16 protein-coding genes are annotated in these 26823 nt (G+C 45.2%); 3 read left to right on the plus strand and 13 right to left on the minus strand.

The window, feature by feature from the left end; translation table 11 throughout:
* Positions 1 to 390: 390 nt before the first annotated feature.
* The 11 genes from QUB61_RS16745 to tnpA all read right to left on the minus strand — a co-directional run bounded on the left by QUB61_RS16745 (position 391) and on the right by tnpA (position 15721).
* Positions 391 to 534, minus strand: coding sequence for a hypothetical protein (locus QUB61_RS16745; RefSeq protein ID WP_333130413.1), 144 nt, complete (start codon positions 532 to 534; stop codon positions 391 to 393).
* 163 nt (positions 535 to 697) lie between these two features.
* A complete protein-coding gene (locus QUB61_RS16750; protein ID WP_333130415.1) occupies positions 698 to 1183 on the minus strand; it encodes a glutathione peroxidase in 486 nt (161 codons plus the stop codon).
* Positions 1184 to 1476: 293 nt separating this feature from the next.
* Positions 1477 to 2385, minus strand: coding sequence for a DUF2382 domain-containing protein (locus QUB61_RS16755; RefSeq protein WP_333130417.1), 909 nt, complete (start codon positions 2383 to 2385; stop codon positions 1477 to 1479).
* 198 nt (positions 2386 to 2583) lie between these two features.
* A complete protein-coding gene (locus QUB61_RS16760; protein WP_333130420.1) occupies positions 2584 to 3438 on the minus strand; it encodes a DUF2382 domain-containing protein in 855 nt (284 codons plus the stop codon).
* A 720-nt stretch (positions 3439 to 4158) separates the two neighbouring features.
* Positions 4159 to 4617 (minus strand): DUF1499 domain-containing protein, encoded by a 459-nt coding sequence (locus QUB61_RS16765; RefSeq protein ID WP_333130423.1) that lies wholly within the window; start codon positions 4615 to 4617, stop codon positions 4159 to 4161.
* Between the two features lie 125 nt (positions 4618 to 4742).
* Entirely contained in the window at positions 4743 to 6401 is a 1659-nt protein-coding gene (locus tag QUB61_RS16770; protein ID WP_333130425.1) for an adenylate/guanylate cyclase domain-containing protein, read from the minus strand.
* A complete protein-coding gene (locus QUB61_RS16775) occupies positions 6376 to 8946 on the minus strand; it encodes a response regulator (RefSeq protein WP_333130427.1) in 2571 nt (856 codons plus the stop codon). The genes QUB61_RS16770 and QUB61_RS16775 overlap by 26 nt, the downstream gene beginning before the upstream one ends.
* Complete coding sequence (locus QUB61_RS16780) at positions 8943 to 9335, minus strand: response regulator (protein WP_333130429.1); 393 nt, start codon at positions 9333 to 9335, stop codon at positions 8943 to 8945. The genes QUB61_RS16775 and QUB61_RS16780 overlap by 4 nt, the downstream gene beginning before the upstream one ends.
* A 210-nt stretch (positions 9336 to 9545) precedes the next feature.
* Positions 9546 to 10970, minus strand: a complete 1425-nt coding sequence (locus tag QUB61_RS16785) for a response regulator (RefSeq protein WP_333130431.1) — start codon at positions 10968 to 10970, stop codon at positions 9546 to 9548.
* A 7-nt stretch (positions 10971 to 10977) separates the two neighbouring features.
* Positions 10978 to 14922: a PAS domain S-box protein gene (locus QUB61_RS16790; protein ID WP_333375424.1), complete on the minus strand. Its 3945-nt coding sequence runs from the start codon at positions 14920 to 14922 to the stop codon at positions 10978 to 10980.
* A 385-nt stretch (positions 14923 to 15307) separates the two neighbouring features.
* Complete coding sequence (gene tnpA, locus QUB61_RS16795) at positions 15308 to 15721, minus strand: IS200/IS605 family transposase (RefSeq protein WP_333130435.1); 414 nt, start codon at positions 15719 to 15721, stop codon at positions 15308 to 15310.
* Between the two features lie 63 nt (positions 15722 to 15784).
* Between tnpA and QUB61_RS16800 the strand changes: the two genes are divergently transcribed.
* Positions 15785 to 17035: a transposase gene (locus QUB61_RS16800; RefSeq protein ID WP_333130437.1), complete on the plus strand. Its 1251-nt coding sequence runs from the start codon at positions 15785 to 15787 to the stop codon at positions 17033 to 17035.
* 135 nt (positions 17036 to 17170) lie between these two features.
* Here the strand turns inward: QUB61_RS16800 and QUB61_RS16805 are convergent, their stop codons facing one another.
* Together QUB61_RS16805 and QUB61_RS16810 are read right to left on the minus strand one after the other, a co-directional pair.
* A complete protein-coding gene (locus tag QUB61_RS16805; protein ID WP_445300252.1) occupies positions 17171 to 19912 on the minus strand; it encodes a family 10 glycosylhydrolase in 2742 nt (913 codons plus the stop codon).
* 458 nt (positions 19913 to 20370) lie between these two features.
* On the minus strand, positions 20371 to 23109 hold the full coding sequence (locus QUB61_RS16810) for an RNA helicase (protein ID WP_333130441.1): 2739 nt from the start codon (positions 23107 to 23109) through the stop codon (positions 20371 to 20373).
* Positions 23110 to 23609: 500 nt separating this feature from the next.
* Here QUB61_RS16810 and QUB61_RS16815 point away from each other — a divergent pair, with 500 nt between their 5' ends.
* Entirely contained in the window at positions 23610 to 25568 is a 1959-nt protein-coding gene (locus tag QUB61_RS16815) for an adenylate/guanylate cyclase domain-containing protein (RefSeq protein ID WP_333130443.1), read from the plus strand.
* 88 nt (positions 25569 to 25656) lie between these two features.
* Entirely contained in the window at positions 25657 to 26688 is a 1032-nt protein-coding gene (locus QUB61_RS16820; protein WP_445300251.1) for a succinylglutamate desuccinylase/aspartoacylase family protein, read from the plus strand.
* Positions 26689 to 26823: the final 135 nt, after the last annotated feature.

A 26823-nucleotide genomic window follows, 5' to 3' on the forward strand; every position in this document is an offset into this window, starting at 1 on the left:
GGTTGGAGAAGTCCTGCCTCAGCAAATTGGCTCGTAGATTAAAGAATCCCCGTGCGTAAACGCCGGGGAGTGTCAACTAACAAGTCCGATGGAAGTCGGAAAAACGAAGAAGCAATAAAATTAAGGGTTTCAGCAATTAAGAACGTTCTCACCTTCTTGGCGGTTGCTAGAAAATTGAATTCTGTTATAGCCTTTCGAGCGAAAGATGAGGTACTCATGGGCATAGGCCTCCGTGGGCATAGGCCTCCGTGGGCATAGGCCTCCGTGGGCATAGGGCATACCTCACTTTTTTGAGAACCGCTATAGATTTATTCAGAGTTTGTAGTGAAGACTTCAGTCCTCATAGAAATCTGAGGATTTAACTCCTCACTACGAACCACTTTTATATTGTTATTTTTCTTTAGGGAACGATGCCATGCCTACAAATAGCATGGCCAGCCCGCCTGCAAGAATTGCGAAGGCAAGTAAACCTACAACTAAATCTAATCCCGATGTATTTTCCATTAAATTAAACCGTTCTCCAATTAAATCCAATCATCGGTATTTGTTAATTGCTGAGTGCTTGCCAACAATGGGGAAGAGAAGAAAAAAACCAAATCTCAAGTTAGAAAAAAAGCATATTAAGTTCTTCCCTCTTCCCTAAACATCCATCCGTTAAATCCGTTAAGTCCTATACACTGCTTCGTTGCCTTTCTTCTTATTTTGCCAATTCTCGGTCAATCGCAGCGATCAGTTCTGGCGAATCTGGGCCCACGCTGCTGCGGAATCGGGCAACCACTTCACCCTGTTTGCTAATTAAGAATTTCTCAAAATTCCAGGAAACCTCACCCTTGGGATCGACTGCACTCGTAAGCTTAGCGTACAGCGGGTGCTGCTGAGTGCCTTTAGCGCGTACTTTGTCAAATAATTCAAAGCTGACGCCGTATTTTGTCGTACAAAAATTGACAATTTCTGAATTAGTTCCGGGTTCTTGAGCTCCGAAGTCGTTGCAGGGAAATCCTAAAACGCGGAGTCCAGCCGCGCTGTACTTCTGGCTCAATTCTTCAAGTCCTTTGTATTGAGGTGTATAGCCACATTTGGAAGCTACGTTAACTATCAAGAGTACCTTTCCAGCGTACTCTCCTAGCTGCTTCTCTGCGCCTGCGATCGTTTTTACTTGAATGTCGGAGATGGTGCTGGGCATTTTCAAATACTTTTAAACTTGGCCACCACAATTTTACCGCAATTCGATACAATTTTGTCTAGATGGCGATCGCTAAAAATTTAAATATCCCGACCGGGGCGGGTTTACGGAGTTCGGGCTTATATTATAGATATTGGTGAACCGACCCCTACCAACCTTACGGTTAATTTACCGAAGATGACCTTAGTAGATGGCGGTGAACTTTCCCCAAAGAACAGATCGCCACAGTCCCCTCTTAGATTTAAGTTGTTTCTCGCTAATAGCTAAAATCCACACCGAGGAGGACGAAGAGTTTAACTATCTGAGTGGTTTTCCGTGAGCCATTTTTGGTAAGTATCCTCAAGCTGCTTGTTTTCCAGAACGAGTTCTAGGCGGACTTTGACGCAACCGTGGCGGGGTTGAGAGGCGATCGAATTTAAGATTTTGCTAGCTTTCTGCACAGAAGTAAATTCAGCCTTAACTGTCGGTTCCTGGCGATCGCTCTTAACCTCCGTCAAATCTATACCAGTGATGCTTCCCTCGCCCAAATCTATTTCTGCCAACACCTTCGGATCGTCGCCGACTTGTTCGACAATCAGCTTTTCCCACTGGATGGGCACTTGTACCATCCGAGTTTCAATTTCTTTGCGCACGATGACTTCGCCGACTTTGCGCTTGCTGCGATTGATCACCAATCGTTCTTCTAGCAGGCGAATTACTTCTTGATCGACAATATCAATGTTTTCCTCCTCCTCATCTGTCTCCAAATTTTCATCTGTGCGATCGGCATCTGTTAGATTTGACATAGCTGTTGAGGGATTCGTTAACTCGCTGTTGTTAAATTCACTATGCTGTTCTGAGGCATTTTCTAAAGACTGACCCCCGGCATTTGCCGAAACTGCCGGCAGCAGATCGACTTGAGCCGAATTAATACTTAGAAACAGCGCTTTTTGGTGATAATCCACTTTTTTTAGCAGCTTAATACTTACTATAAAAACGCGGGTATTTTCGGTGCCTAGCCCTGCCACCACAAAGTTTAACTGACCGCTAGCATCAAAATAGACATCTTTTATTTTGCCTACCAACAGACCTTTATTGTCTTTGACTGTAAAACTTTTTAGCTTAGTTCTAACTTTTTCCGGCACCCGGTTGAGACGGGTAATTGATTTGGCAGTTGCTATCTTTTCTGCTGATGCTTGACCGTTAATTTTTTCAACTTTCATGAAACTTTCCTACTTAAGGATTTTTATTAGGCATTGCTAAAGGCGGGAAAAGTGCATAAACTTTGGCTAAACCAGACAATTTTTGTACTCCCCCCGCCCCGTTATATAGGAATTGCGCGATGCCACGAATCACACCGGCGCAGTGACAGAATTATGTAATTAATGCGCAATTCCTATGCAATACCTGTTGGGGTTGGTTTAGATATTTTTATTATCTACAACCGCAGTTCCCTCGGTTTTAACGTCTAATTCTTCACGACGCAAGGTTTCTTCGCCCTCAACCGTGGTGTGAACAACTTCTTTTCTGACGTTGACTTCTTCCCGCACGAAAGCTTCCTTGCGAATGTCGGCCGTTTCTTCGTAGACATCTAGGCGTGCAACTTCCCCTGATTGGAAGTCAGCCTCACCGGCTGAAACTACTTGACCCGCTTCTACGGGCGTTACTCGCTCGATTACGACTCGTTCTTTTTCAATGGGTACTGAAGCTCGCGCTGTTTCAGTTTCCACGCGCTTGCCAACTGCTACTTCGCCTGTTTTTGCGCGGTGTTTGTTAGCAATCAAGCGTTCTTCATAAAGCTTGAGATTTTGGTGCTGCTGTTCGTTGGTTTCGTAGAGGGGGCGGTCGATATCGTAGCTGTAGCTGCTGCGATCGTAGCTAGCAGGAGTTGCAGTGCTTCCAACGCCAGTTTCTTGATTGCGGTAAACGCCTCTTACCTGTTCTTCGCGATCGTAATCTACTGATTCTAATTCATTGTAAGCCGGCAATTGTTCTGCTTGAGCTTTGCTGCGAAGGCCTGTTGCGTGGACGCGACGGGCTCCGTAGTCGAAGCGAGCCGAGCCGATGGGCAGCAATACTTTTTTCCCAAAAATCCAAATACCGGTATCAATTACCAGATAGCGAAAACGACCAGTGTCATCAACCAAAGCGTCATAAACGGTGCCTACTTTTTCATCAGAGTCACCAGCATAAACATCAAATCCCTTGATGTCGTCTCCAGCAAAGATTTCTTCCTGATAATTAGGATAAAAATCTGCTAATCTTTGAAGTGCCATGTGTTTTTCCCTCGTCGTTACTACTTAAATTAATAGTAGAAATTAATTTGTTGACTTCCCTCTCCCTAAAGTCTGAAGTGTATAATTTAGGGCGTTTAATACTATAGGAATACGGCCCCATCTCTTCTGTGGTAGCGCACTCAGCTATTGTAAAGGTTGTAAAATTCCTGTAGATGGAAATATTGGCGGTTGACAGGCTCAGCATTAGAGCAGCTTATATTAAACAGGACTTATACCAAATCCGGTTTCTTATACCACTTCACAAAAGTAGTGCTACATAGAGATGGTACGCGAGCATCTCTAGGGACACAGCCATTCCGTGTCCTTACCGTCCGCTTGGACTGTTAATAATTGTTAATACTAATTTAAAAAATTCTTGCTACAATCCTCAATCTTATACCAATTATTAAAAGTCAAAGCCAACCGTAGGGACACGGGGCTGTACCCTGTCCTACTCCCCGCGCCGAACACGGCACCGCCCCGTGTCCCTACTGTTAATAATTGTTAAGTAGATGGTGATAAATAAACATTATATCAAATCCGTTAGCATCGGAACAGTAAATTCGAGTTGACTGTTGACTGTTGACTGTTGACTGTTCACGGCGTCAACAGTCAACATCATTCCGGTGTAACCGGAAATGATATTACATAGTGAATTACAAAAATCAAAGCCCCTCATCTTGCAGGAGAGGGGCTTCGGGAAAGCTAGAAAATTTAAGTTCAGAGTTGATTTAGTTGAGTTCTGATAGTTTCTATCCTTTTGCGGTTAACTCCTAAATCTGACTCTCCCAGACGCGAAGCCGATCGCACATGGATGACTTTTGCTCCATCATCTACCAAAAATTCAACGTCATCAACAAACCCCATCAAAGCACTGGTGAACTCCGCATAGAGGTAATTATCAGTTGCCGTGATAATCTTAGTTTTTCCCAAAGACTCGATCGCCCCTTTGAGCTTTGCCATCGCTTCACTCTGGGACGAAGTGTATGCCAAAGGCTCAATTTTGTGTTCGGCATCTTGACTGAAGCTGCTGACGCAGTTGGGGGAACTCGGGCACGCTGCGAGTTTTCCTGACACAATGCCGATATTGGCAGGTCTTTTTCCAGCAAACACTGTTTTTTCTCCGGGTATAGCGATAAAACTCGCGATCGACAGTACCGCTACTGCTAGCAATGACATTAAAATAACTAGGACTCTTTTCAATGCTGTCGGCGATTTTGTTTCAACTTTTTGCAAAGGATTAGCCCTCCTGAAAGTGCAAATTACATCTATTTTTAATATTAATTGAAATTGACCGCGCCAACTCAAAAAGATTTACTTTGTTCTTCAATCAACCAGTAAGTCAGCATATTTCCTTTACCTTTAATCGGGATCTGACCCCGTTCTTCAAAAACAAACTGCTCTTTCAAACGCTCGTAAGTCCCCGCCGTCACTTGAATTTTACCAGGCAATCCGTTCGACTCCATCCGCGAAGCAACATTAACAGTATCGCCCCACAAATCATAGCTAAATTTGCTAATCCCAATAATTCCCGCCACCACCGAACCGCTGTGAAGCCCGATCCGCAATTGAAAATTTTCTCCAATTTTGACATTAAACTTTCTCAAAGCTGCCTGCATATCCAAAGCTAAAAGTGCGATCGCCTCAGAGTGATCTTCCCGCGGCGTTGGCAAACCCCCAACCACCATGTAAGCATCCCCAATAGTCTTAATCTTTTCCAACCCGTGCAACTCAGACAACCTATCAAACTCCGAGAAAATTCCGTTCAAAATTTCTACCAACTGCGTCGGAGTTTTTTGAGCAGAAAACTCTGTAAAACCAACCAAATCAGCAAACAATACGCTCACATCATCAAAATGATCCGCTATCAACTTTTGCTCTTTTTGCAAGCGTTCCGCAATAGGTTTCGGTAAAATATTCAGCAGCAATTTCTCTGTTTGCTCTTGCTGCAATTTCAGGGCTGCCTCAGCTTGTTTGCGCTGAATAAGCGAACCGAGCTGCGTAGCAACCGCGCTCACTAATTCCAACAAGCGCGGCTGACATGGAAGAGCTTTCTCGCGATAAAAAATCAAAATAGCTAACACTTGGTTGTCCGCCAATATTGGCACCCCAAAAGCCGCTTTCAATCCCACAGCCGCCGCAATTTTAGACCGCCAAAAAATTTCTTTCGGCGCAGTAGAAATATCCTCGATCCATTCAGACTGCTGTGACTGCCAAATCCTCCCCGAGAGTCCCACACCGGGAGCAAAAGTTAACTGCCAACTTGTTTGTCGGAATTGGGCAAAACTCAAGTCGCTGACGTACCTGCCTGTAGCGCATTTTAAAACGCCCTCACTGCAAGGAATCCAAGCTTCGCCCAGATTCCATTCAATAGTTTGGCAAATTAAACCTAAAATCACATCTATAGCAGACTCAAAATCCTCAGATTTGCTAATAGCTTGAGTTGCCTTCAGCAGCAACGTCGTTTCCATTTCAACCTGGCGGCGTTCGGCGATTTCCTTGTGCAACTGGATATTTTGATGGGTCAACTTTTGATTTTTTTCTTGCAATTGCATTTGCAATGAACGCACAGTAAGTTGATTGCTCACTCGCGCCAATACTTCTTTCACCTGAAAAGGTTTTGTGATATAATCGGCTCCGCCCACTTCAAAAGCTTTTGCCTTATTTATTCCTTCTTCTAGCGCGCTGAGAAAAATGATAGGAATTTCCCTAAATTGCGGTTCTGATTTCAGTTTTTGACAGAGTTCGTAGCCGTCTAGATCCGGCATCATAATATCGAGTAAAATCAAATCTGGTGCGCTAGATTGAATCGCATCTATGGCAGAAAAACCATTAGTAACAGGTCTAACTTTATAGCCGTTTTTTTGCAAAATTCTAATTAACAAACGCAGATTATCTGGCGTATCGTCAACTACTAAAATATCTGCTTGATAGTTTTCAGTTTGTTCCGCATCGATCTGCATTATCTGATTCCTCCGCCTCGGCAATTAAATTGAAAATTTTCTGGTAATCAAAATTATCGAGATGACCCTGGAGGATTGCGGCAAATTCAGGATGAGCGTCCCTTATTTCCTCGATTGTCCTGGAAATTAAGTCAAAATCAGCACTGCGGATTACCTGCTTAATGTTGTTTATCCATTCTGCAGGAAGTTTGGGCAAATAAGCAAGCACAGCATTAGAGGGGGAAGCAGATAGATTATTTCGATCGCCTGTGGAGATAAACTCCGTTGAGTTAGAGTAGACATACTTCACCCCCAAATGTTTGCTGAGGGTATCAAATATATCTGTTTTACGGAAAGGTTTGCTAATAAAATCGTCGCAGCCGACCAATAAAGCAAACGATCGCCTTCCTTCAATTGTACTAGCTGTCAAAGCAATAATCTTCGGAATCGGGGAATCGGGAGCGTCCATATTCATCTCCCCGTTTTCTTGCTGCTCTTGCTCTCTCTGCTGTATACTCGCCTTAATTTGTTTAGTAGCTTCGTAGCCGTCCATCACTGGCATTCGCACATCCATCAAAATTAAGTGCGGGTGCCAATTTTCCCATATTTCTATTGCTTCGCGACCGTTGGTGGCTTCTTGGATCCCGAAACCCAAGGGAGAAAGCATTTTGACTAAAAGTTGGCGGTTGTCTTCGCGATCGTCCACAATTAAAATGCGGTAGCACGGTTGATTTGGTTCCAACCCAGTAACTTCGCGGTTAATTTGCTCTGTGGGAATATCAGCAGCATAAACCGCACCGACTGGAATTTCAAATTTAAAAGTAGTGCCGACTTCCAGTTGACTTTCTACGACGATTTCTCCTCCCATCAGGCGGACAAACTGACTGCTTATCTTCAATCCTAAACCCGTACCTTTCTGATTTTTTTGACCGGAAGCTGTTTGCACAAATGCCTTAAAAATATTGCCCAATTCTGACGGAGCAATGCCAACTCCTGTATCTTCTATTTCAAACTGAAGGAAAAAACCCGGCACAGTTAAGTCCTCAGCCTCTTCCATCAATTTTACCCTGGCAAAATCACTGCTATTTAGCGCCAATTCCCGAATACTTGTTGTGGTATCAAAGCAAGCTGTTGGACGATCCAATAAATCACAAAATCCCGATGTTTCTAACTTTCTCACTCTTAAGATTATCTCGCCTTTTTGGGTAAATTGAATCGCATTGCTGAGAAGATTAATCAGCACTTGCCGCAGTTTAATATCATCGGTGCGCACGTACTGAGGAACGCCATCCTCCCGCAGAAAAAGCAACTGCAATTCTTGACTTAGTGCCCGCAGTTGAAACATATCTTGCAAATCGTCAAGCAAGCGGTAGAGGTCGAAGTTTTTCGGGTCGATAGTCATCCGCCCCGCTTCGATTTTTGACAAGTCTAAGACTTCATTGATCAAGGTGAGCAAGTGTTCGCCACTACGGCGAATAATTCTCATATTTTCTTGGTTTTCGACAGTAAGATTCGGGCTGGGTTCCATGATTTGCGCAAACCCGAGTATGGAATTGAGAGGGGTGCGCAACTCGTGGCTCATATTGGCAAGAAACGTGCTTTTAGCTTTATTTGCGGCTTCAGCAGCTTGTTTTGCTTGTTGCAGTTGTTCTGTGCGTTCGTCAATTTGGGCTTCTAAGGTGCGCTGGTAATCTCCTAGTATTTTTTCGGCTTGTTTGCGATCGCTAATATCTTGAAAAGCTGCGATCGCATAAGCAATATTTCCGCTAGCGTCAAAAATCGGCGTGGTATTGATCTCGATCGCAATTATTTTTCCATCTTGACGGATTTCTACATCGTCAACCTTGACAAATTCTCCTTTCAGTGCGCGCAAAATTGGCAGATTATCCGGCGGGTAAAGCTCATCAGTATTGGCAACATAAAGTTGATAAGTTGCAGCTAATTGTTCCGCAGTGCTTTCCGAAATAGTGTCTGCACCCAGCAATTGCCCCGCTGTCTGGTTGAAATAGGCGATCGAGCCGTCGGGATTATAAACAGAGACCCCCACTGGCAAAGCTTCTAAAAATTGACTCAGGCGGCTTTCACTCGCAGACAGCGCCTCATTTACTAGCTTTAACTCTTCGTTTACTTCTTGCCGCTTCAGGATTTCATCTGTTAACTTTTGGTCTTGCAAGTAACTGTGAATTGCTTCTACTACCGTTAATTTTAAGTCTTCATTTTGCCAAGGTTTAGGGATATAACGGTACAATTTAGCATACTTGATAGCATTGCTCAGGGCTTCCAAATCTGCCTGCCCCGTCAGCATAATAGTCAGCGTATCCGGCGAGCGTTCGTGAATTCGTCTGAGCAGTTCGTCCCCTTTAATATCCGGCATGATATAATCGGAAAGCACCAAAGCAATCTCGTATTCATCGGCCTGCAAATCTGCCAGCAACTCTAAAGCATCAGCCCCCCCTTCCGCCGTTTCAATAATACACCGATCGCCGATCGCCTTTTTGAGTTCAATTTTTAAACTGTTCAAAACGTCAGGTTCATCATCAATACAAACAATCACAGGTTTTTTCATAACTTAGCCAGCCCAGATTTTATAGTCTCTATTAACTCTTTGCTCTTCCACGGTTTGTACAAACAACAGTATAAATCTGCTTCTTGTACTGCCCGCTGAAGTGCCGCTGCATCCGCTTGCCCCGTCAACATCACCTTAATAATTTTAGGATATTTTTGGTGAACTTTAATTAAAAGTTCATCACCTTTAATTCCCGGCATCAGCCAATCAGAAATAACCACAATTACCTGAACTTCTTCTTGAAATTCCTTAAGTAAATCTAAAGCTTCATCACCACTTTCCGCTAATTCATAAAAGTAATCATTTTTAAATTCATTCTTTAGCTGTATCTTGAGAGTATTCAATATATCTGGTTCATCGTCAACGCAAAGAATTACAGGCTTATTCATCTTTTCCTCTCTGCTTTAATTTTAGTAGGTTTACCAACTTCACTTGCTTCTACGTTATTGCTTTCGGGCGAAGATGCAGAATATATGTCCCCTATCTTATTTTAATAGAACTTCCGAACAGAAACCCGGTTTCTCGCAATAAATCTTGTATTTGCCAGCGAGACAGCCACGAGTGTCACGGGAAATCAGCCTCCTGCGGGTAAGTTTTGTTTAATAGATTGGCAGCGAGACTGTAAAAGTTGTCTGCCCCGGTACAGAATCTACAGCAATTGTGCCTTCGTGTTTTTCAACAATTTTTCTGACAATATCCAATCCCAAACCGCTACCTTCGCCCGCAGATTTAGTCGTAAAAAATGGCTGAAAAATTTTGGGAATAACTTCTGGGGGAATGCCTTTGCCGTTATCAGTAAATTTGACGAAAATATTTGCCTCTTGCTGCTGAGTTTCAATCGTTAAAATACCTTTATAATCCATTGCTTGCAGGGCATTGTGAACGAGATTCGTCCAAACTTGATTTAAGTCATCTGGATAGCACATAATTTTGGGTAAATCTCCATAAATTTTCACTACTTCTATACCGTGTTTCAGTTGATTTTGATAAAGGGTTAACACCGTTTCAATGCCGTCGTGCAAGTTCGCCTGGACTTTTTCTTCCTTGCTATCGAAATGAGCGTAGGTTTTCAAGGCAAATACTACTTTGCCCGACTTCGCTGTCGCTCTTTGGATCAGGCTAATACTTTTTTTCAAGCTCGCAAACTGGTAAGCAGTATTTAAAACTACTTCCGAATCCGGCAATTGAAAAAGTGGCAACAACTCTTCTATGTTTGCGTAGATTTCCATGTCAACTAAGGTATCGGCAATTTCCTCTGGATTTTCAACAGATTCGGCAATCAACTCCCCCGTCAACTTCTGCTTAAATTTCCGCTTCTCTCTGCTGGTAAATGAAGTTTCTTGATGGGTAGCTCTGTACAGTAAAGTTAAAAAATAAGCTTGGCTTTCTTCAGAAAGTTCTTGAAAAAATTTAGGCATTTTTTCTAAATTATCGTCCCAAAAATTAGCTATATTATTAATAGACGAACCTATAATGCCCAGGGGGGTATTGATTTCGTGGGCAATGCCGGCAATCAGTTGTCCCAGTGCTGCCATTTTTTCCGATTGAATCAAATGCTCTTGGGTGGCTTGCAGTTGGTGGAGCGCAGTTGCTAAATCTTGATTTTTTTCTTGCAAAGTTTGTTGCAGCGAACAAATTTTTAAATGTGTTTCTATCCGGGCTAAAACTTCTTCAACCTGAAACGGTTTGGTAATGAAGTCCACTCCCCCAACTGCAAAAGCTTTAACTTTATCCGTCACGTCGTTAATCGCACTGATGAAAATCACCGGAACGTCTTTTGTTACTTCACAATCTTTGAGCCGCTGACAAACTTCATAGCCATCCATCTCTGGCATCATAATATCCAGCAGCACTAGATCCGGGAGCATTTTTTGAGCGGCAGACAGTGCTAGCTTGCCGTTGGGAACCGGGCGAACTAGATAGCCTTTTTCGCTCAAAATTCCTGCCAGCAGCCGCAGGTTTTCGGGCGTGTCGTCCACTACTAAAATATTAGCTCGATTGGTTTGAGGTAAAGTTGAAGTCATCGGGTATTTACTGGTTCTCGCTGATCTTGATTATGTCCAAAATTCTGTCATATTCAAAATTATTAATGCAATCTTGAAGCCTGCCCGCAAGAGAGGAATTGACAGTGCAGATTTGTGCGATCGAACTAGCGATCGCCTCCATGTCCACACTCAAAATATTTTGCTTGAATTGGGCCATCCAGTCTGGAGAAAGAGAGGCGAGATCCTCCGGTGTCAGCACCTCCTGACTTGACTCCCCTACACCTGCCGCACTGACTGCTGTTGGATCTTCATAAATATAGCGTACTCCTAAATGTTTTCCCATTGCCACGAAGATATCCTCCTCTCGGAACGGTTTCCGAATAAAATCATCGCAACCCGCCGAAAGAATCACTGCCCGTTCTTCCTCCAAAACGCTAGCAGTCAGGGCTACAATCGCCGTTGCTTGCCCGCCAGTTGTAGTTTTAATCTGTTTCGTTGCCTCGTAGCCGTCCATCACGGGCATTCTCATGTCCATCCAAATCAGATGCGGTTCCCACTCCATAAAAATATCCACCGCTTCTTTACCGTTATTAGCTTCTCTCAACTCAAATCCGAGGGGACTGAGAAGTTTTACCAACAGTTGGCGGTTCAAAGGTTTGTCGTCCACAATTAGCAAGCGATAACTCGGCTGATTCGGCTCGAGGGCAACCACTCGACGTTGAGTTTTTTTGCTTTCAATATTACCAGCTTCAACCAGATGAACTTGGATGTAAAACTGAAATAATGCACCCTTTCCGATCTCGCTGCTAACAGTAATTTCACCTCCCATTAATTGCACGAACTGGCGGCTGATCGCTAAACCTAAACCCGTTCCTTCCTGAGAATCTTTACCTGTTTTTGTCTGCACGAATGCTTCAAACAACTGATGGATTTCCTCCGCAGCAATGCCTGCACCAGTATCTTGAACTTCAAAATACAGCGAGTAGCTGTCTGGCAATTGGTCAGGGCAATTTTTGTGTACCTTCCGCCTTCCTCCTTTGACTTGCACCGACACTCCCCCTTCAGAAGTAAATTTAATTGCATTGTTGAGCAAATTAATTAAGACTTGGCGCAATTTCACTTCATCGGTGCAAATGTAATGGGGTACTTCCGCGTCCCGCTCGAACATTAATTGCAAACCTTTTTGCTCAGCTTTGAGAGCAAACATATCTTCTAAATCGTCGAGCATCTGGTACAAATCGAAGTTTTTTTCATAAAGGGTAGTGCGTCCGGCTTCGATTTTGGCTAAGTCTAAAACTTGGTTGATTAAAGCTAGCAAATGTTCGCCGCTGCGCAGGATAATTGCGACATCTTCTTGATTTTCAGGACACAGGGTTTCACTGCGGAGCATGACTTGAGCAAAGCCGATGACCGCGTTCAGGGGCGATCGCAATTCGTGGCTCATATTGGCGAGAAAGGCACTCTTAGCTTTGTTTGCTGCTTCGGCCGCTTCTTTCGCCTGCTGCATTTTCATTTCCGCTTGTTTGTTATCAGTAATGTCTTTAATAAAACCTTCATAGTAAAGTAGATTTCCTGCTTCATCGCAGACAGCGCGACAATTTTCGGAAATCCAGATTATGCTGCCATCTTTGCGGTAAATTTCTGATTCAAAGTTTGATAGTATCTCATACTCGTTTATCAGCTCTGTAAATTCGTCGCGGCGGTTGGGTTTCACGTAAAGCTGGTTCTTGAAATTTGGCTGTGCTGCTATTAATTCTGCGGGCGATTCGTAACCGTATAGCTGAGCTAAAGCGGGGTTAGCGCTGATGTATTTCCCGTCACCAGCAGTTTGAAAAATTCCATTCAAAGCATTTTCATAAATGTTGCGGTACTTTTCTTCTGCTTCCCGGAGGGCAGTTTCTGCTTTTTGGCGATCGGTAATATCGCTAGAAATCGACAAAAAACAAGCTTCTCCGTCAATATCGATGGTTTCTATCGACAGCAGTGCCGTTCTTTCTGTACCATTTTTATTGCGAAACCTGAGATCGTAATTGTGAATAGCTGTCTTGTTTTTTAACATTTGAATCATGCGGTCACGCTCTCCCAAACTAGCCCAAAAATTGAGCTGCACCGCTGTTTTACCGATAATTTCTTCCTGACTGTAGCCCATCATCCTGCAAAAACTATCATTAATTTCTAGATGACAGCCGTCACTGATTCTCGTGATAGTAATCGCATTCGGACTCGAACGAAAAGCTTTAGAAAACTTTTCATTTGCCTTAGCAAGTTCGGCGGTGCGTTCTGCAACTTGCACTGCTAAATTTTGGTTGTATTCCCTTAATAGTTTCTCCGCTAGTTTGCGTTCCGTAATATCTTGAAAAACGCACATTCCGTAGAGAATATTTCCTTGGGCGTCGTAAATAGGAGTTCCCGAAATTTGCATGGGAACATTTTTGTCACCCGAGAAGATTTCAATGTCATCAACAGTTACACTTTTGCCCTGCAAAGCATTTAAAATTGGGTCGCGTTCCGCCGGATAAATTTCCTGAGTTCCAGCTAAATAAACTCGGTAGGCTTGGCGCAAATTTTCGGCATCGGCTTCCACAAGTCCTTGACCTAAAAGCTGCTCCCCTATAGGATTAACGTAGTGAGGTTGACCGTTTGGCTCTGCAATAAAAATGCCTAGCGGTACTGCATCGAGAAATTGTTTGACTCGGCTTTCGTTGTCCGATAGGGAAGTAAATGATTGCTGCAATTGCTCTGCCATGCTGTTAAAAGAAGCGGCAAGTTCTCCGAGTTCATCTTCGCGATTCAGAGTGAGCTTTGTATCCCATTCATTCCGCGCCAAAGCTTTCGCAGCCGCATTCAATTTTAAAATCGGTCGCACCACCCATTTAGCAGTCAGAATCCCTAGAATTGTCGCCCCAATCAAAGCTGCAACCGACAACAAAAAAGTCGTGCGCGTGTTGAGGTTAATTTGCTCCATAAAGTCAGACTCTGGTACAACTACTACAATCAGCCAATCCAACCCTCTCTCATCATGAAAAGGAGCTACCTGAATAAAATTTCGCTTGCCATCAACATCAAAAGTAAGCTGTTGAGAATTAGAGATTTTAGCTAAGCTGTCGTAGGATTTCTCTAAATGCTGTACGGTTTGGCGAATTACCGGATTCTCGCTTTCTGAAGCTTTGATGCGTCTTGTTTCTTGACCTTCCACCACGAATTCTTGAGTCGCTGTTGAAGTGGAAATTAACATCCCCGATCGCTCGATCACAAAAGTTTGCCCCGACTTGCCAATTTTGAGGCTGACGAGAAATTCTTTGATTCGGGAAAACAGCACATCGCTACCAGCTACTCCTAACAGCTTGCCAGCGTCATCGTAGATAGGCAAAGCAGCAGTAATTGCCAGTTCCCTCGTCAAAAAATCTGTATAGATTGGAGTCCAAATTGGTTTTTTTGCCGCAGCGGCAGCTATGTACCAAGGGCGAATTCGCGGGTCGTAAATATTGGATGAAATTTGCACTAATTGAACGCGTTTTCCCTGAGAGTCAGCAGTATATCGAGCTAATTTATTGCCAGTTGAGCTGTCAGCAGCAGATATCAAAATCCGATCTTTAGTGCGGATTGCTCCCGAGTGGTCTCCATTTTCTGTGCCTGTGTAAATGATGCTTATCGCATCAAAATATTGAATTTGTTCAAGGAAATTATGTTCTAGTTTTTGCTTGTCTTCTAGGTTCAACTGTCCCAATTTTATGCCTTGAACGTTCAGGTGATTGACTATGTGGGGAATTGACATATAATTTTCAATGCGGTCTTTGATGCGATCGCTAATTTCTCCCCGCAACTGAGCGGCAACATCGTTGACCGCCCGCTGACCGTTTTGGAACGACAGCCAACCTACAACTCCTACGGTGCCGACAATTTGCACTAAAAAAGGAACTACGATCACAGTTTGTAATTTAGCTTTGCCGATAAGTTTGGTAGCAAAGCGATTGAGCGGTTTAGGAAACATATTCATCCTATGGCAATTCTCAAGTGAGGTACAGATTGGTAATTGGTAATTAGTAATTGGTAATGGCTAATTAGTAATTGATACTTGATAAGTTTTGAAAATCCGGGTTTCTTTGTTTGGAGTGCGTGACCTCAGCAACCCGGTTTCTTCCGGATTTCTCGTTAGTTAACCCGAATTTTTTCGTATAAGCTGGCTTTCTCGCCGAATTTTATTAGACTTATTGCATAACTTTTTGATTGATAAACAGCAGATGCAACGCAGATGCATTTCAAGATAGGAGAGGGAATGCCTGCAATTCAAGTCTATAGCGCGTCGCGTGAGAACCCCGGTCTTTCAAGCCGGGGATGAAACGCAGTCGTAGCCTTTAGGCTACGAGTGTTCCAAATTATTTATTTCTCTGTTCTTCAATATATTTTCTGACGGTTTCAGTTGAGACATTACCAACACTACCGACCAAATAACTAGGAGTCCACAAGGTAGGCAATTTTAACAATTCAGGACACTCTTTTCTTAAGTAACTGGAAGCCCGGCCTTTGACCCTTTGCATGACAAAGCTAGCGGAATCAGTCGGCTTAACATTAACCAATAAATGTACGTGATCTGGCATAATTTCCAAAGCAATAATTTTCCATCTGTTTTCCGTCACTACCTCAAAAATAATCTCTGGCAGCCGTTGGGCGATTTTGCCGACTTTGACAGCTTTACGGCGTTTCGGGATAAAAACAAAGTGCATATTGATCAGTGAAACGGCGTTACTCTCGTGCCGATATTCTAAATCCTTTTTTGACAAACTCGCCATAGAGCGATTGACTCCGTTGATTGATAGTGTATAATCAACATATTACAACAAAGAAATATTTAAATGTTTGGGTGTCAACAGATACTACTCAAGCCTGACAAAGAACTCAAAGCGGTTCTAGAATATATTTGCCAAGAATCAAATAAACTGCACAATTGTGCGGTTTATTACGCTCGTCAAATATACTTTAAGGCTCATACTTACGTTCGTCCGTTTGACGTAATCAACGCATTGAAGCGCAATCCTCATTACGGGGCTTTATGCGCTCAAGCTGCTCAACAGACTTGTGGCGCTGTTGGTGAATCAGTAAAATCTTTCAAAGGATTAATCAAATTGTTTCGGGAAGGTAAGCTTGAATTTCAGCCAAAGTTCCCAAATTACCGTACTCCTGGTGGGTTCCATGTGATCGCTTATCCGAAGCAAGCGCTTGGAAAAAAGTTGATTGATGGTCAAATTTCACTTCCTCTCGGACAAAAAGTAAAAGCTTGGTTTGGGCTGAAGAACTTTCAAGTCCCAATGCCTTCCAACTTAGACTATGCCGATATTCGAGAAATTAGAATTCTCCCCAGAAAGGGGTGTTTTTACGCCGAATTTGTTTACAAGTCAATTAGTGTCCAAGCTGTCGGGGATGATCGAAAAGCTTTAGGTATCGATCATGGTATCGATAACTGGCTTACTTGCATCAGTAACTCAGGGACAAGCTTTATCATTGATGGCAAGCACTTAAAGTCTGTCAACCAGTGGTATAACAAGCGCGTAGCAACTTTGATGGAGGGCAAACATAATGGTTTTTGGTCGCATCAATTGGCGCGATTAACCGAAAAACGAAACCGTCAGATGCGTGATGCCGTGAATAAAGCAGCTCGTTTAGTTGTCAATCACTGTATCAAAAATAAAATCGGTGTTATCGTTTTTGGGTGGAACAAAGGACAGAAAGGTTCTGCCAATATGGGCAAAAAGACCAATCAAAATTTTGTCCAAATCCCTACAGCACGACTAAAGAATCGCATCGCTCAACTGTGCGAACAGCACGGCATTAAGTTTGTCGAAACTGAAGAAAGTTACACGTCTAAAGCATCATTTGTAGACCGTGATTTTCTACCTATAATCGGTGAAAAACCTGATGGGTGGAAAGAAACAGGTAGGCGGGTAAAGCGTGGTTTGTACCGGACGGGTGCGAAAAACTGGTATATCAATGCTGACTGCAATGCGGCAGCCAACATTTTGAGAAAAGTAGCGACAATGTTAGGGCTTGACCTTGACGGAGTTGGTAGAGGTGTCTTGGCAGCGCCCTTAAGAATTACCCTTTGGTAGTTTCTTAAGAATCCCCGTGCATTTATGCCGGGGAGTGTCAAAGCGTATTTCTGCGGAAAGGGAGAGTACGTGAAGCGAAGCTATCCCGTAGGGAATCGCCCTATCCACAGCCGCGCGCACCCCAAAAACCTGCATTTACCTGCGATTCAACTCTATCCTTTCGCCGTAACGTAACAGCATATCCAAACTCTCCAAACGATTTTGCCAAGTTTGAACTTGATAGCTATTTTCTGCAGAATGCAAGCGCATCGAAGATGGAAATTGAGATTGAAAATTCCTTAACAATCTTTTAGTAGTTGCTAAACTTTCGCTAGAAGGATTGGCAGCCAATTTGCTCAAAGCTTGTGCCAATTCATCCGATCGACTTTGCAAAACTTTCAGTTCAGATTCCGACATCCGCAACTGATTGTTAGCCAACAAAAAACTCCATTCCTGCTTGAGAGCAGTATAGCGCGAAGCCGCCGCCGCAAACGGCTGTCGGTAAGGAATCGGCTGCGCTGCAGAAGTGGAACGCACTGGCGGGCCTTGAGTGCGGTTAAAAAACCCCTGCATCCCGCTGCTGATACTTTCCACGGCAAAAATAGCATAGCCCCCAGCCGGCAAATCGCGCAAAGCTTGAATTTGGTCGATCGCCACAACTTCCGGGAGACTCAACAACTTAACCGACGGAGAAATCAAAGCCGAACCGAGCATTTGTTCCTTTACCAACGGTTCGGTGATGCGCTGAAGTCGGTTCGTATCCAAAGCATAAGTCATCGGCACAATCAAATCTACAATGCCTTGACGAGCCCAAACTTCCCAATTTTGCTGAATTTTGTAAATTCGCTGACTTTCCGGGTGCGGAAACACCGCCACCGACAGAATAGTGCGCGGATAATTCTGCCGCAAAAGCTGAGAAACTTCAGCTACAAAAGTATTAATTTGATTAGTTTTAAACTCTACCCACTGTCGCCACAAACTGCCGGAACTCGGCGAAATATTCACCGGATCTGCACCAGTAAACTGCTTGAATTGCTGCCTCGCCGCCATACCGTAACCGTAAGTAAAACCCGCATTGTCATCTTGAAAAGGATAGCGAATATAGTCTAATTGCACTCCATCTACTTTGTAGTTATTGGCAATTTCGCTGACAATTCGCAGCAAATAATTACGCGCTTCCGGGTTCGCCGGATCGAGATAAAATTTACCATCGTTAGGATGTTGGGTGCGTCCTTTATTGTCAATATTTGCCCAATCTGGATGAGCGGAAAGCACTGGCCCAGGATAAGAACTAGGCTTGCCAATTAAAGTATTGTGGCGCTTATTTCCTACGGCAAAAGCCCAAACCCAAGCGTGCAGTTCCATGCCTCGCTCGTGGGCTAATTTAACCGCAGATTCCAGGGGGTCCCAGCCCACTGTCAGGGGGTTTTGTTGCGGTGCAACTTGACTGGGATAAATCGTATATCCGGCATTCAATGTTTCAAAGAAAACGGTATTGATACCGGCGGCGGCGAGCCGATCGAAGACTGCCGCCAAACCTTGTTGGGATCGCGCTGCGACGATCGTACCGCGATCGAGCCAAACCGCGCGAATTTCCGCCCCAACGCGCTGCCCTTCCTGGGGGTAATTTTGCCACAGCAACTGTCGCGCTTCCACCCACTGCGATCGAGCCTCGGCGTACTTTTGCTCTTGCAGAAGTTGGTCGAAAGTTTGCAAAACCTGCCGCGCCCTTGCGATCGCCCGCGCCCTTGCTCCTTGCAGAACAGGCGGGCGGCTGGCTGCCGGGCCGCCGGCACTGTTGCTTGTCGCCACCAGTTGAGGGGGGGTAGCAGCATTGAGATTAACAGGCGTATTAGCTGAATTAGCTGCTGTCAGGGCGCTTTCAAACCTGCCGAGGAGGTTGGTGAGTTCTTGGCGCATCAAGTACGCTTCAATGCTGACGATCGGCTTATTAGAATTTGCCTGCACGTCCAAACCGGGCGGCGCCGACTGATCGGAAGGGTCTGTAAAAGTTGCAGGTACTGGATCGGGAAGGGAGCCAGAGGGAGAAAGTCGGCTCAGGGGGTTACTGCGCGGCGAATTAGGGCTGTTTCTACTGACTCGGGAGGGGGGAGTTGGTAGTGGGGTCGCGGCAGCAGTGGGCGGCGCTCCGGGCTGCGGAGCGATTGTGCCTCCCCAGCGGGCGATCGAGGCTTGCAGCCAAGCCTTATCTACATTTGCCGAACCTTCGCTACCCCAGCGCCAGCCGAGATAGGTAGCGCGATCGGTGGCGATGGCTGCGGAGGAACCGGAACTATCTTTCCAAGTAGCAATTGTTTGACTGTTCGCATCAGCCGGAATTAAGACACCGCCTTGGACTGAGCCCTTTTTTTGTTCTGGTGGCACCCAATTGCTAGAAGTAGTGCAAGCAATATCGCGGCAGCGCGTGCGGGGTTGCGGGGTCGCCGGCTGGGTTAAGGGAAAAGCCCAATAGGCCCCGAGGAGCGATCGCAAAGATTGGCGCACCAAGGCCGGGGAACTGCGGCCGACTGGGCCCGAAGCAATCAAGCGGCCGCCCTGTGAGGTCCAAGCTTCTAAAACTTTAATTTGCGCCGGACTCAACGTTTCAATGTTGGGCAAAAACAGCACGTTAACGCCTGCTAAATCCGCGGCACTTTTGATTTGTTCGAGATTGATCGGTTTGTAAGCAATGCCGCTTTCCCAGAGGCGCGTGGTAATCTTCACCCAATCGGGAGAATTCTCGGAACTGCGAACAACGCCCAGAACTACTTCTGCGAAACTCGGAGAGGGAAATATGATGAAAAGATTGACTAATGTACTCGCTAGAGTTCCAATTAAGACTCTTTGCAAGAAACTGAAAAAGCGAATTTTTTTAGCCTGGGAGCAGGCATCAGGCATTTGATAAGGCTTTTTGATTTGTTGCATAAATATGAGAATTACTCACCACACCGCTTGAGAAAAATTCAATCACAATTAAGAGCGATCGATCGATCGATCGATTTTAGATTTTAGATTTTAGATTTTAGATTTTAGATTTTAATCTGGGTCTATTCCTCATGACAGTTGACTGTTTGGACATTTGAAAAATACCGATGCAACCGGAAACGATTTTAGATTAAAATCTGCGTGCATTTGGGTTGAAAAACCAAAAATACAATTTATATCAATTCCGGTTACACTGGAATGATGGTCCGTTGGGAGTGGGGAGTCGTCCGTGGGGGAATGTGGAATTATTGACCTTGACTTTATCATTCCGATGCAACCGGAAACGATATTAGATGTCGGACAGCTTATAGTCAACAGCCCACTGTCAACAGCCCACTGTCAACTGTCAACTGTCAACTGTCAACTCTTTTCTAAGTTGCAGCTTCATTCACCGGAAATCGATCGATTAACTGCATCGCCCGACCAGCATTCCTCCGCAAAGAATCCGAAACATGAGGAACATGAGGAATCTGAGACAAGAAATCCAAAGTCCGGCGCAAAATCCGCACCACATCCCCTTCATCCAAACTCGTATGGCTAATCAGTTCCAGCCATTCAACACCCAGAGCCCACTGCTCGACCAAAGTCACTAATTCCCGTTCCAGCCAAATCGGGATTGCAGCTTCATGACGGTACTGAACTTGAAACAATCGGCGGCGCAAGCCTTTTTGCAGATTGTCCAAAGGTGCCAAAACTTCTGGCGACAGCGAGTAGTGAGTCCAACTGTCGGGCCTGGAAACTTCTGTAACTAAGGCCGCGCAAGCAGCAGCGAGGTGGTGGGGGTCGAGTTCGTCAAACTCCGCAGACATCAGGGACAAACCCAGCCACAGTTCGTTATCACCGCGAATGGCGGCGCAAGCTTGACCCAAGATTGTGGGTACCAACCTGTCGGAGGAGTCATCTCGGTTTGCATTTGCCGAAACTACTCTTTCCAAGCAGCCGAAATTCAGCAAGATGTCGATTAAGTTGAGAAATTGCTCCCAGTAGCGAGCTCGCTGCTTTTCTAAGTCTTGTTCGCTTTTGCGGATTTCTTTTTTCAATTCTTCCCGGCGGCGCTGGCGTTTGAGCAAAGTACCGGGATTGCCCCATTGTAGAACCGGGTGAATTTCTAGCTTAGCTTCTAGGGCTGCGATTTTCTGCTGTTGCCCGATCGCCTCTGGGCTCGGTTCCGGTGCCGGCAATTGTGGGATCGATCCAGCAATTGAAGCAGTTTCTTCATTTCCCAAGCGGCACTGGCCGAGTCTCAGGGGCATTTCCGACGGCGGGTTCAAGGTATCTGCAACGCTCAAGCGGGGTAATTCGGCGTGCAGGGTAGCGACATCGCTAATGGCGACGACATACCAGCGGTTATCTTTGCCCAAGCACACCAAATTTGGAGCTTGGCCGGAACCTGCGATTTTGGCAACCAATACGGCGGGTACAGGAGTTGTGTGCGATCGTTTGGCTGTCGGAACGTGCTTACCTTTGAGACTCAGAACCGTGCCGAGCACTGCAAAAGCCACAGCTACGGACATTTCCTTAAATCGCGCTTCTTCAGCTTGCTGCAATAAAGTTTTCAGCAAACGTTTCTCTTCTTTGAGTCTTCCCTGCAATTTTTCGTAATGGGCGAGCTCTTTTTCCAGGGTGGAGACATTTCCTCCGGCCGCCAGGGACTCTTCGAGCACCGCCAATTCTGTTTGCAATCGGTCTAATTCTGCTTGCTGCGGCTGCAAGTACAAGGTAGACAGGTATTGACCAAAACTCCGCTCTACCAACTCTTGAGCTTCGTCGAGAGTGTGAGTTTGCAGCAAATTCAGCACCATGCCGTAGCTGGGAGTAAACTGACTGGCGAGGGGGTCGGCTTTGGCTGTTGCCAAATAAGAGGCTTCTTTTGCGCCTTCAAAGCGCGTCTGAACTGCGACTACGTGCCCGAGCTCGTCCATCCCCCGCCGACCCGCCCGACCGGCCATTTGCAGGAATTCTGAAGCGTTTAGCAGTCGGTGTCCCTTGTCGGTGCGCTTGGACAGGGTGGAAATGACTGTGGTGCGGGCGGGCATATTAATCCCGGCTGCTAGGGTTTCGGTGGCAAATACGACTTTAATCAAACCTCTGCCAAAGAGTTCTTCTACTAAGCCTTTCCAAGCGGGCAAAATGCCTGCGTGGTGGGCGGCGATGCCTTTTAAAAGTGCTTCTTTTTGACCGAAGCGTTCTGCTTCTGGGTTTCGCTGTAAAAAATCGTCAATGATGCGTTTGAGTTCGGCTGTTTCGGCTTCGTTAACCAGGGAGAAATTGCCGACTTCTGCGACTGCTTGGTCGCACCCGCGACGGCTGAAGATGAAGTAAATTGCTGGTAGCATATCTCGATCGTCCAACCGGGCCAAAACATCGGTCAAACTCGGAGTGGGGATGCTGCCTCTTTCTACTTTTTGCTGCTTCTTTTTGGGGACTAACCGGACATTAACTCTTTTGCCGGTCTCGTCTAGCAGGGGAAATATCCCTTTTTGGTTGGCGAAGTGGAATTGCAGCGGCACTGGCCGAAAGTCTGAGTAGACGAGCTCTGTGGGCCCGTGGACTTTATTAATCCAGTCTGTGAGTTGCTCGCTATTGGCAACGGTTGCTGAGAGGGCGAGCAGTTGAATTTCGCTCGAACAGTAGATGATGGATTCTTCCCAGACGGTACCGCGCTGGCGATCGTTCATGTAGTGACACTCGTCGAGCACCACGGTTTCGACTCCGGTGAGGGAAGTACCGACTTCTCCTATAGGCGTACCGTAGAGCATATTCCGAAATATTTCGGTAGTCATCACCAAAATCGGCGCATCTCGATTGACGGAGATGTCGCCCGTGAGCAAACCTACGTTGTCGTCTCCAAATTGACTGCGGAAGTCGCGCAGCTTTTGGTTAGACAGAGCTTTGAGGGGAGTGGTGTAGAAGACGCGCCGCCCCCTGGAAAGTGCTTGATGGATGGCGTATTCCCCGATTAACGTTTTCCCAGAGCCTGTGGGAGCGCACACGACAACGGATTTACCTGCATCGAGGGCGGCGATCGCCTCTCTCTGAAAGTTATCTAGCTCGAAGGGAAATATGGTCTTCAGATCCAGCTCTGGGCGGTTCTGGGCAGTGTCTGGCACAAGGATTATTATAAGGTTTCAGGGTAAGTATGCTTAAATCTTGCTGAAAGCAAGTCAGCAGAGGACTGTATTGATTTTAGACCAACGCCCGCAAATCGGCTATGAAGTCATTAGTCATTAGTCATTAGTCATTAGTAACAATTACCAATTACCAGTTACCTGTTTGGCCCTGGCCCCATGCCCAATTCCCCATTCCCATTCCCCATTCCCCATTCCCCATTCCCCAAGTTTCCTTCTCTATGATTCCTGTTATTTCGAGTATTCCTGTGGTGCAGCTTGCTTCGGGCGATCGGCTTTCACTGCAAGTCTATCAGTTCCAAGGTGCCGTTCCTGAAACAAAGGGTTATATATAGCATGATATTAACAAAAAATATAAATCAGGAATTACGCCCCAAGTATTTTGACACGCTATTTATGGCATAAGGTGCGCACTGCACACCCTATAAATAGGGTTTATGCGTAAGTCCTGTAAATCTCAGAAACTTCACGTTTTTTTTTCTATGAAAATTATCAAAAATCGCAGGTTCGGGCTCCGCATCGCCCTTGTTTTGCCCTTTGTATTGCAGATCGCTGGAACTGTGGGCTTAGTCAGTTATTTGTCTTTTCGCAGCGGTCAAAAAGCGGTTAACGATCTAGCAGCCCAATTACGCAAGGAACTCACTGCCCGGATTGATGGAGAATTAAGAAAATATCTAGGTAGCTCCCACGATTTTAATCAGTTGAATGGAGTAGCTTTTTCTGAGAATAGTTTTGACATGGTTAATGCCAGCAATGCCAAGCAATTTCTGACCCAGGTACAAATTTCTACCTTTATTGATTCATCCTACTGCGGTGACTCCCAAGGGCAATATCTGGGGGCATCTCGCCTGTTTTATCAAGGTTCTGCAACGATCGCCATGTCTGTTAGCAATCAAGAGAGCGACTACAATTTTTACTATTATGCTATGGATAGTCGGGGCAATCGGCAGCAGTTGCTAGAAAAAGGCCGCCCCTACGATCCGCGCAAACGTCCTTGGTACATTGCCGCCATAGAAGCAAAACGACAGATTTGGAGTGAGGTTTACCTGGATTTTTCCGGCGGATTGCCCACGATTACAGCTAGCGAGCCAGTGTACGATAGTACGGGAAACATCTTAGGGGTTTGTGCCACGGATGTGGTGCTTTTAGAAGATTTAAGGAAATTTTTAGCTAGTCTGGCAATTGGCCAAACAGGTCATGCTTTCATTATGGATCGCAAAGGTTCCATGCTTTCTAGCTCCACCAATGAACCTCTGACTGTGGGCAAAGGGAAAAATGCCAAGCTGGTGATGGCGATTCAAAGCGAAGAACCCGTAGTCAGAGAAACTGCCCAATATTTGCAGCAGCATTTTGGCAGCTTCGATCGCATTGAAAGATCGCAACAAGGCGATTACCTACTCAACGGTAAGCGACAGTTCGTGCAGGTATCCCCCCTCAAGGATGGCAAAGGTATTGATTGGCTGATTGCGGTGGTGATTCCAGAAGCAGATTTTATGGCACAAATCTATGAAAACACCCAAAATACGATCGTGCTAGTTTTAATAGCCTTACTCGTCGCGATCGCGATCGGTATTCTCACTGCCCGTTGGATTACTCACCCATTATTAAAACTTGCTCAGGCATCTCAAGAAGTTGCCAGAGGTAATCTCGACCAAAAAGTTGACGCTGGCTCGATTAAGGAAATTGCTATTGTGGCTAATTCTTTCAACAGCATGACCGACAAACTCAAGGAATCCGTAAAAGCCCTACGCTTAGCTAATGAGGAGTTAGAAAATCGAGTGGAAATCCGCACGGCAGAACTACGCAAAGAAAAGGAGAGATCGGAACAGCTTTTACTCAATATTCTGCCTGCCAAAATTGCCGAGCGCTTGAAACGGGCAGAATCTCCCACAGAACATTTTGAAGAAGTGACGATTCTCTTTGCTGATATTGTTGGTTTCACCAGTCTCTCAGCCCAAATGGAACCTATGCAATTAGTTGCCGGATTGAACCAAATTTTTTCGGCTTTTGATGAGTTGACGGAAAAGTACGGTCTAGAAAAAATTAAAACCATTGGTGATGCTTACATGGTGGTGGGTGGATTGCCAATCGCCAGTGAGGATCATGCCAGGGCGATCGCGGATATGGCTTTAGAAATGCAGGATTACATGAAAACAATACCCAACAATTTAGGAAGTTCACTACAAATACGGATTGGCATTAACACTGGTCCCGTTATTGCGGGAGTGATTGGTATCAAGAAATTTATTTATGACTTGTGGGGAGATGCCGTTAATGTGGCTTCTCGCATGGAGTCTCACGGTAAACCGGGCTATATTCAGGTAACAGAGACCACATATTCTCATTTGAAAGATCTGTATGTGCTGGAACCAAGAGGTACTATTTCTATTAAGGGTCGGGGAGAAATGATTACTTACTGGTTAATCTCTCCAAAAATCTAGAAGCCGCTCAATGCTTCAATTGGGAAGATTGGTTTTGCCAAGTTTCACCTGCCTTTCTAAACGTGTTCCCTCTCTCCGAGTCTTGTCTATGATTCCATTTATTTCGACTATTCCTGTGGTGCAGCTTGCTTCGGGCGATCGGCTTTCACTGCAAGTCTATCAGTTCCAAGGTGCGATTCCCGGCAAAAAAGCTTATCTCCAATCTAACCTGCACGGCGCTGAGATTAGCGGTAATGCTGTGATTTACCAATTAATTGAGTTTTTAATGTCTTTGGACAGCAGTCAGTTAAGCGGGGAAATTTTGCTAGTTCCTGTTTGTAATCCTGTGGGTGTCAGTCAGCGATCGCACCATTTTTCCCCGGGTCGCTACAATCTTTATGATGGGGTAAATTGGAACCGAATTTTCTGGAATTTTGAAAAACAAGGGGAAGATATTCTCGGTTTTGCTAATTCTCACATTCATCTCGATGCCGATACTATCAAAGTTAATTACAGAAAAGCGATTGCTTTGAGTTTTGCCAAAGAGTTGGCAAAACTTAACGCTCCTAGTTGCCGTCCCTACAGCGAACTTTACCGATATCAGCTACAATCTTTGTGTTTGGATGCTGACTATGTGCTGGACTTGCACAGTTCTACGAATCAAAGTTTAGATTACCTTTACTGTTTTAATTCCCGCGAGGAGAGTGCAAAAGCTTTTTTGCTCGATCGCGCAATCTTGTTTGACGAGTACGATGGCGATGCTTTTGACGAGGCGTTTATCAAGCCTTGGCTGGCTTTGGAGAAGATTTTGGCCCAGTTGGGAAGTGCGATCGAGTTTGATGTGGAAGCTTGGACTTTAGAATTAGGTTCGGGGATGGAAATGAATCCCGAGTCGGTGGCGAATGGCTTGCGGGGCATCAAAAATTACTTAGCAAGTAAGGGTTTATTGAAAATAGATGGATTTCCTCTCCCCGAAACAGCGGCGCATCAAGTTATTTTCACCCCCAAGAATTCAGCGATCAAATACTACGCGCCGGCGGGCGGGATGATTCAAAATCGAGTGCAATTGGGGAGTTGTGTCAAAAAAGGGCGATGGCGTCCCGCCCCGCAAGCTACGGCTTTATCAAATTCTCAGCTTTAATAAGAATGGGGAATTTCCGAGTTTAGTGGATGTTTGTGCTGAGTCGGATGTTTTCATTTTTGATGTTTCGACCAATCAGTCAGTAAATCAAGGAGAGTATGTGTTGTCTGTGATGGCAGATTGAGTTGTGTGAAG

This window comes from Microcoleus sp. C2D2 (assembly GCF_036702495.1).
Classification (GTDB): domain Bacteria; phylum Cyanobacteriota; class Cyanobacteriia; order Cyanobacteriales; family Microcoleaceae; genus Microcoleus.

Excerpts from the sequence above, each read along its gene's own strand:
- QUB61_RS16750 (WP_333130415.1), bottom strand. The coding sequence starts at position 1,183 with ATGCCCAGCACCATCTCCGACATTCAAGTAAAAACGATCGCAGGCGCA.
- QUB61_RS16755 (WP_333130417.1), bottom strand. The coding sequence starts at position 2,385 with ATGAAAGTTGAAAAAATTAACGGTCAAGCATCAGCAGAAAAGATAGCA.
- QUB61_RS16760 (WP_333130420.1), bottom strand. The coding sequence starts at position 3,438 with ATGGCACTTCAAAGATTAGCAGATTTTTATCCTAATTATCAGGAAGAA.
- QUB61_RS16765 (WP_333130423.1), bottom strand. The coding sequence starts at position 4,617 with ATGTCATTGCTAGCAGTAGCGGTACTGTCGATCGCGAGTTTTATCGCT.
- QUB61_RS16770 (WP_333130425.1), bottom strand. The coding sequence starts at position 6,401 with ATGCAGATCGATGCGGAACAAACTGAAAACTATCAAGCAGATATTTTA.
- QUB61_RS16775 (WP_333130427.1), bottom strand. The coding sequence starts at position 8,946 with ATGAAAAAACCTGTGATTGTTTGTATTGATGATGAACCTGACGTTTTG.
- QUB61_RS16780 (WP_333130429.1), bottom strand. The coding sequence starts at position 9,335 with ATGAATAAGCCTGTAATTCTTTGCGTTGACGATGAACCAGATATATTG.
- QUB61_RS16785 (WP_333130431.1), bottom strand. The coding sequence starts at position 10,970 with ATGACTTCAACTTTACCTCAAACCAATCGAGCTAATATTTTAGTAGTG.
- QUB61_RS16790 (WP_333375424.1), bottom strand. The coding sequence starts at position 14,922 with ATGTTTCCTAAACCGCTCAATCGCTTTGCTACCAAACTTATCGGCAAA.
- tnpA (WP_333130435.1), bottom strand. The coding sequence starts at position 15,721 with ATGGCGAGTTTGTCAAAAAAGGATTTAGAATATCGGCACGAGAGTAAC.
- QUB61_RS16800 (WP_333130437.1), top strand. The coding sequence starts at position 15,785 with ATGTTTGGGTGTCAACAGATACTACTCAAGCCTGACAAAGAACTCAAA.
- QUB61_RS16805 (WP_445300252.1), bottom strand. The coding sequence starts at position 19,912 with ATGCCTGATGCCTGCTCCCAGGCTAAAAAAATTCGCTTTTTCAGTTTC.
- QUB61_RS16815 (WP_333130443.1), top strand. The coding sequence starts at position 23,610 with ATGAAAATTATCAAAAATCGCAGGTTCGGGCTCCGCATCGCCCTTGTT.
- QUB61_RS16820 (WP_445300251.1), top strand. The coding sequence starts at position 25,657 with ATGATTCCATTTATTTCGACTATTCCTGTGGTGCAGCTTGCTTCGGGC.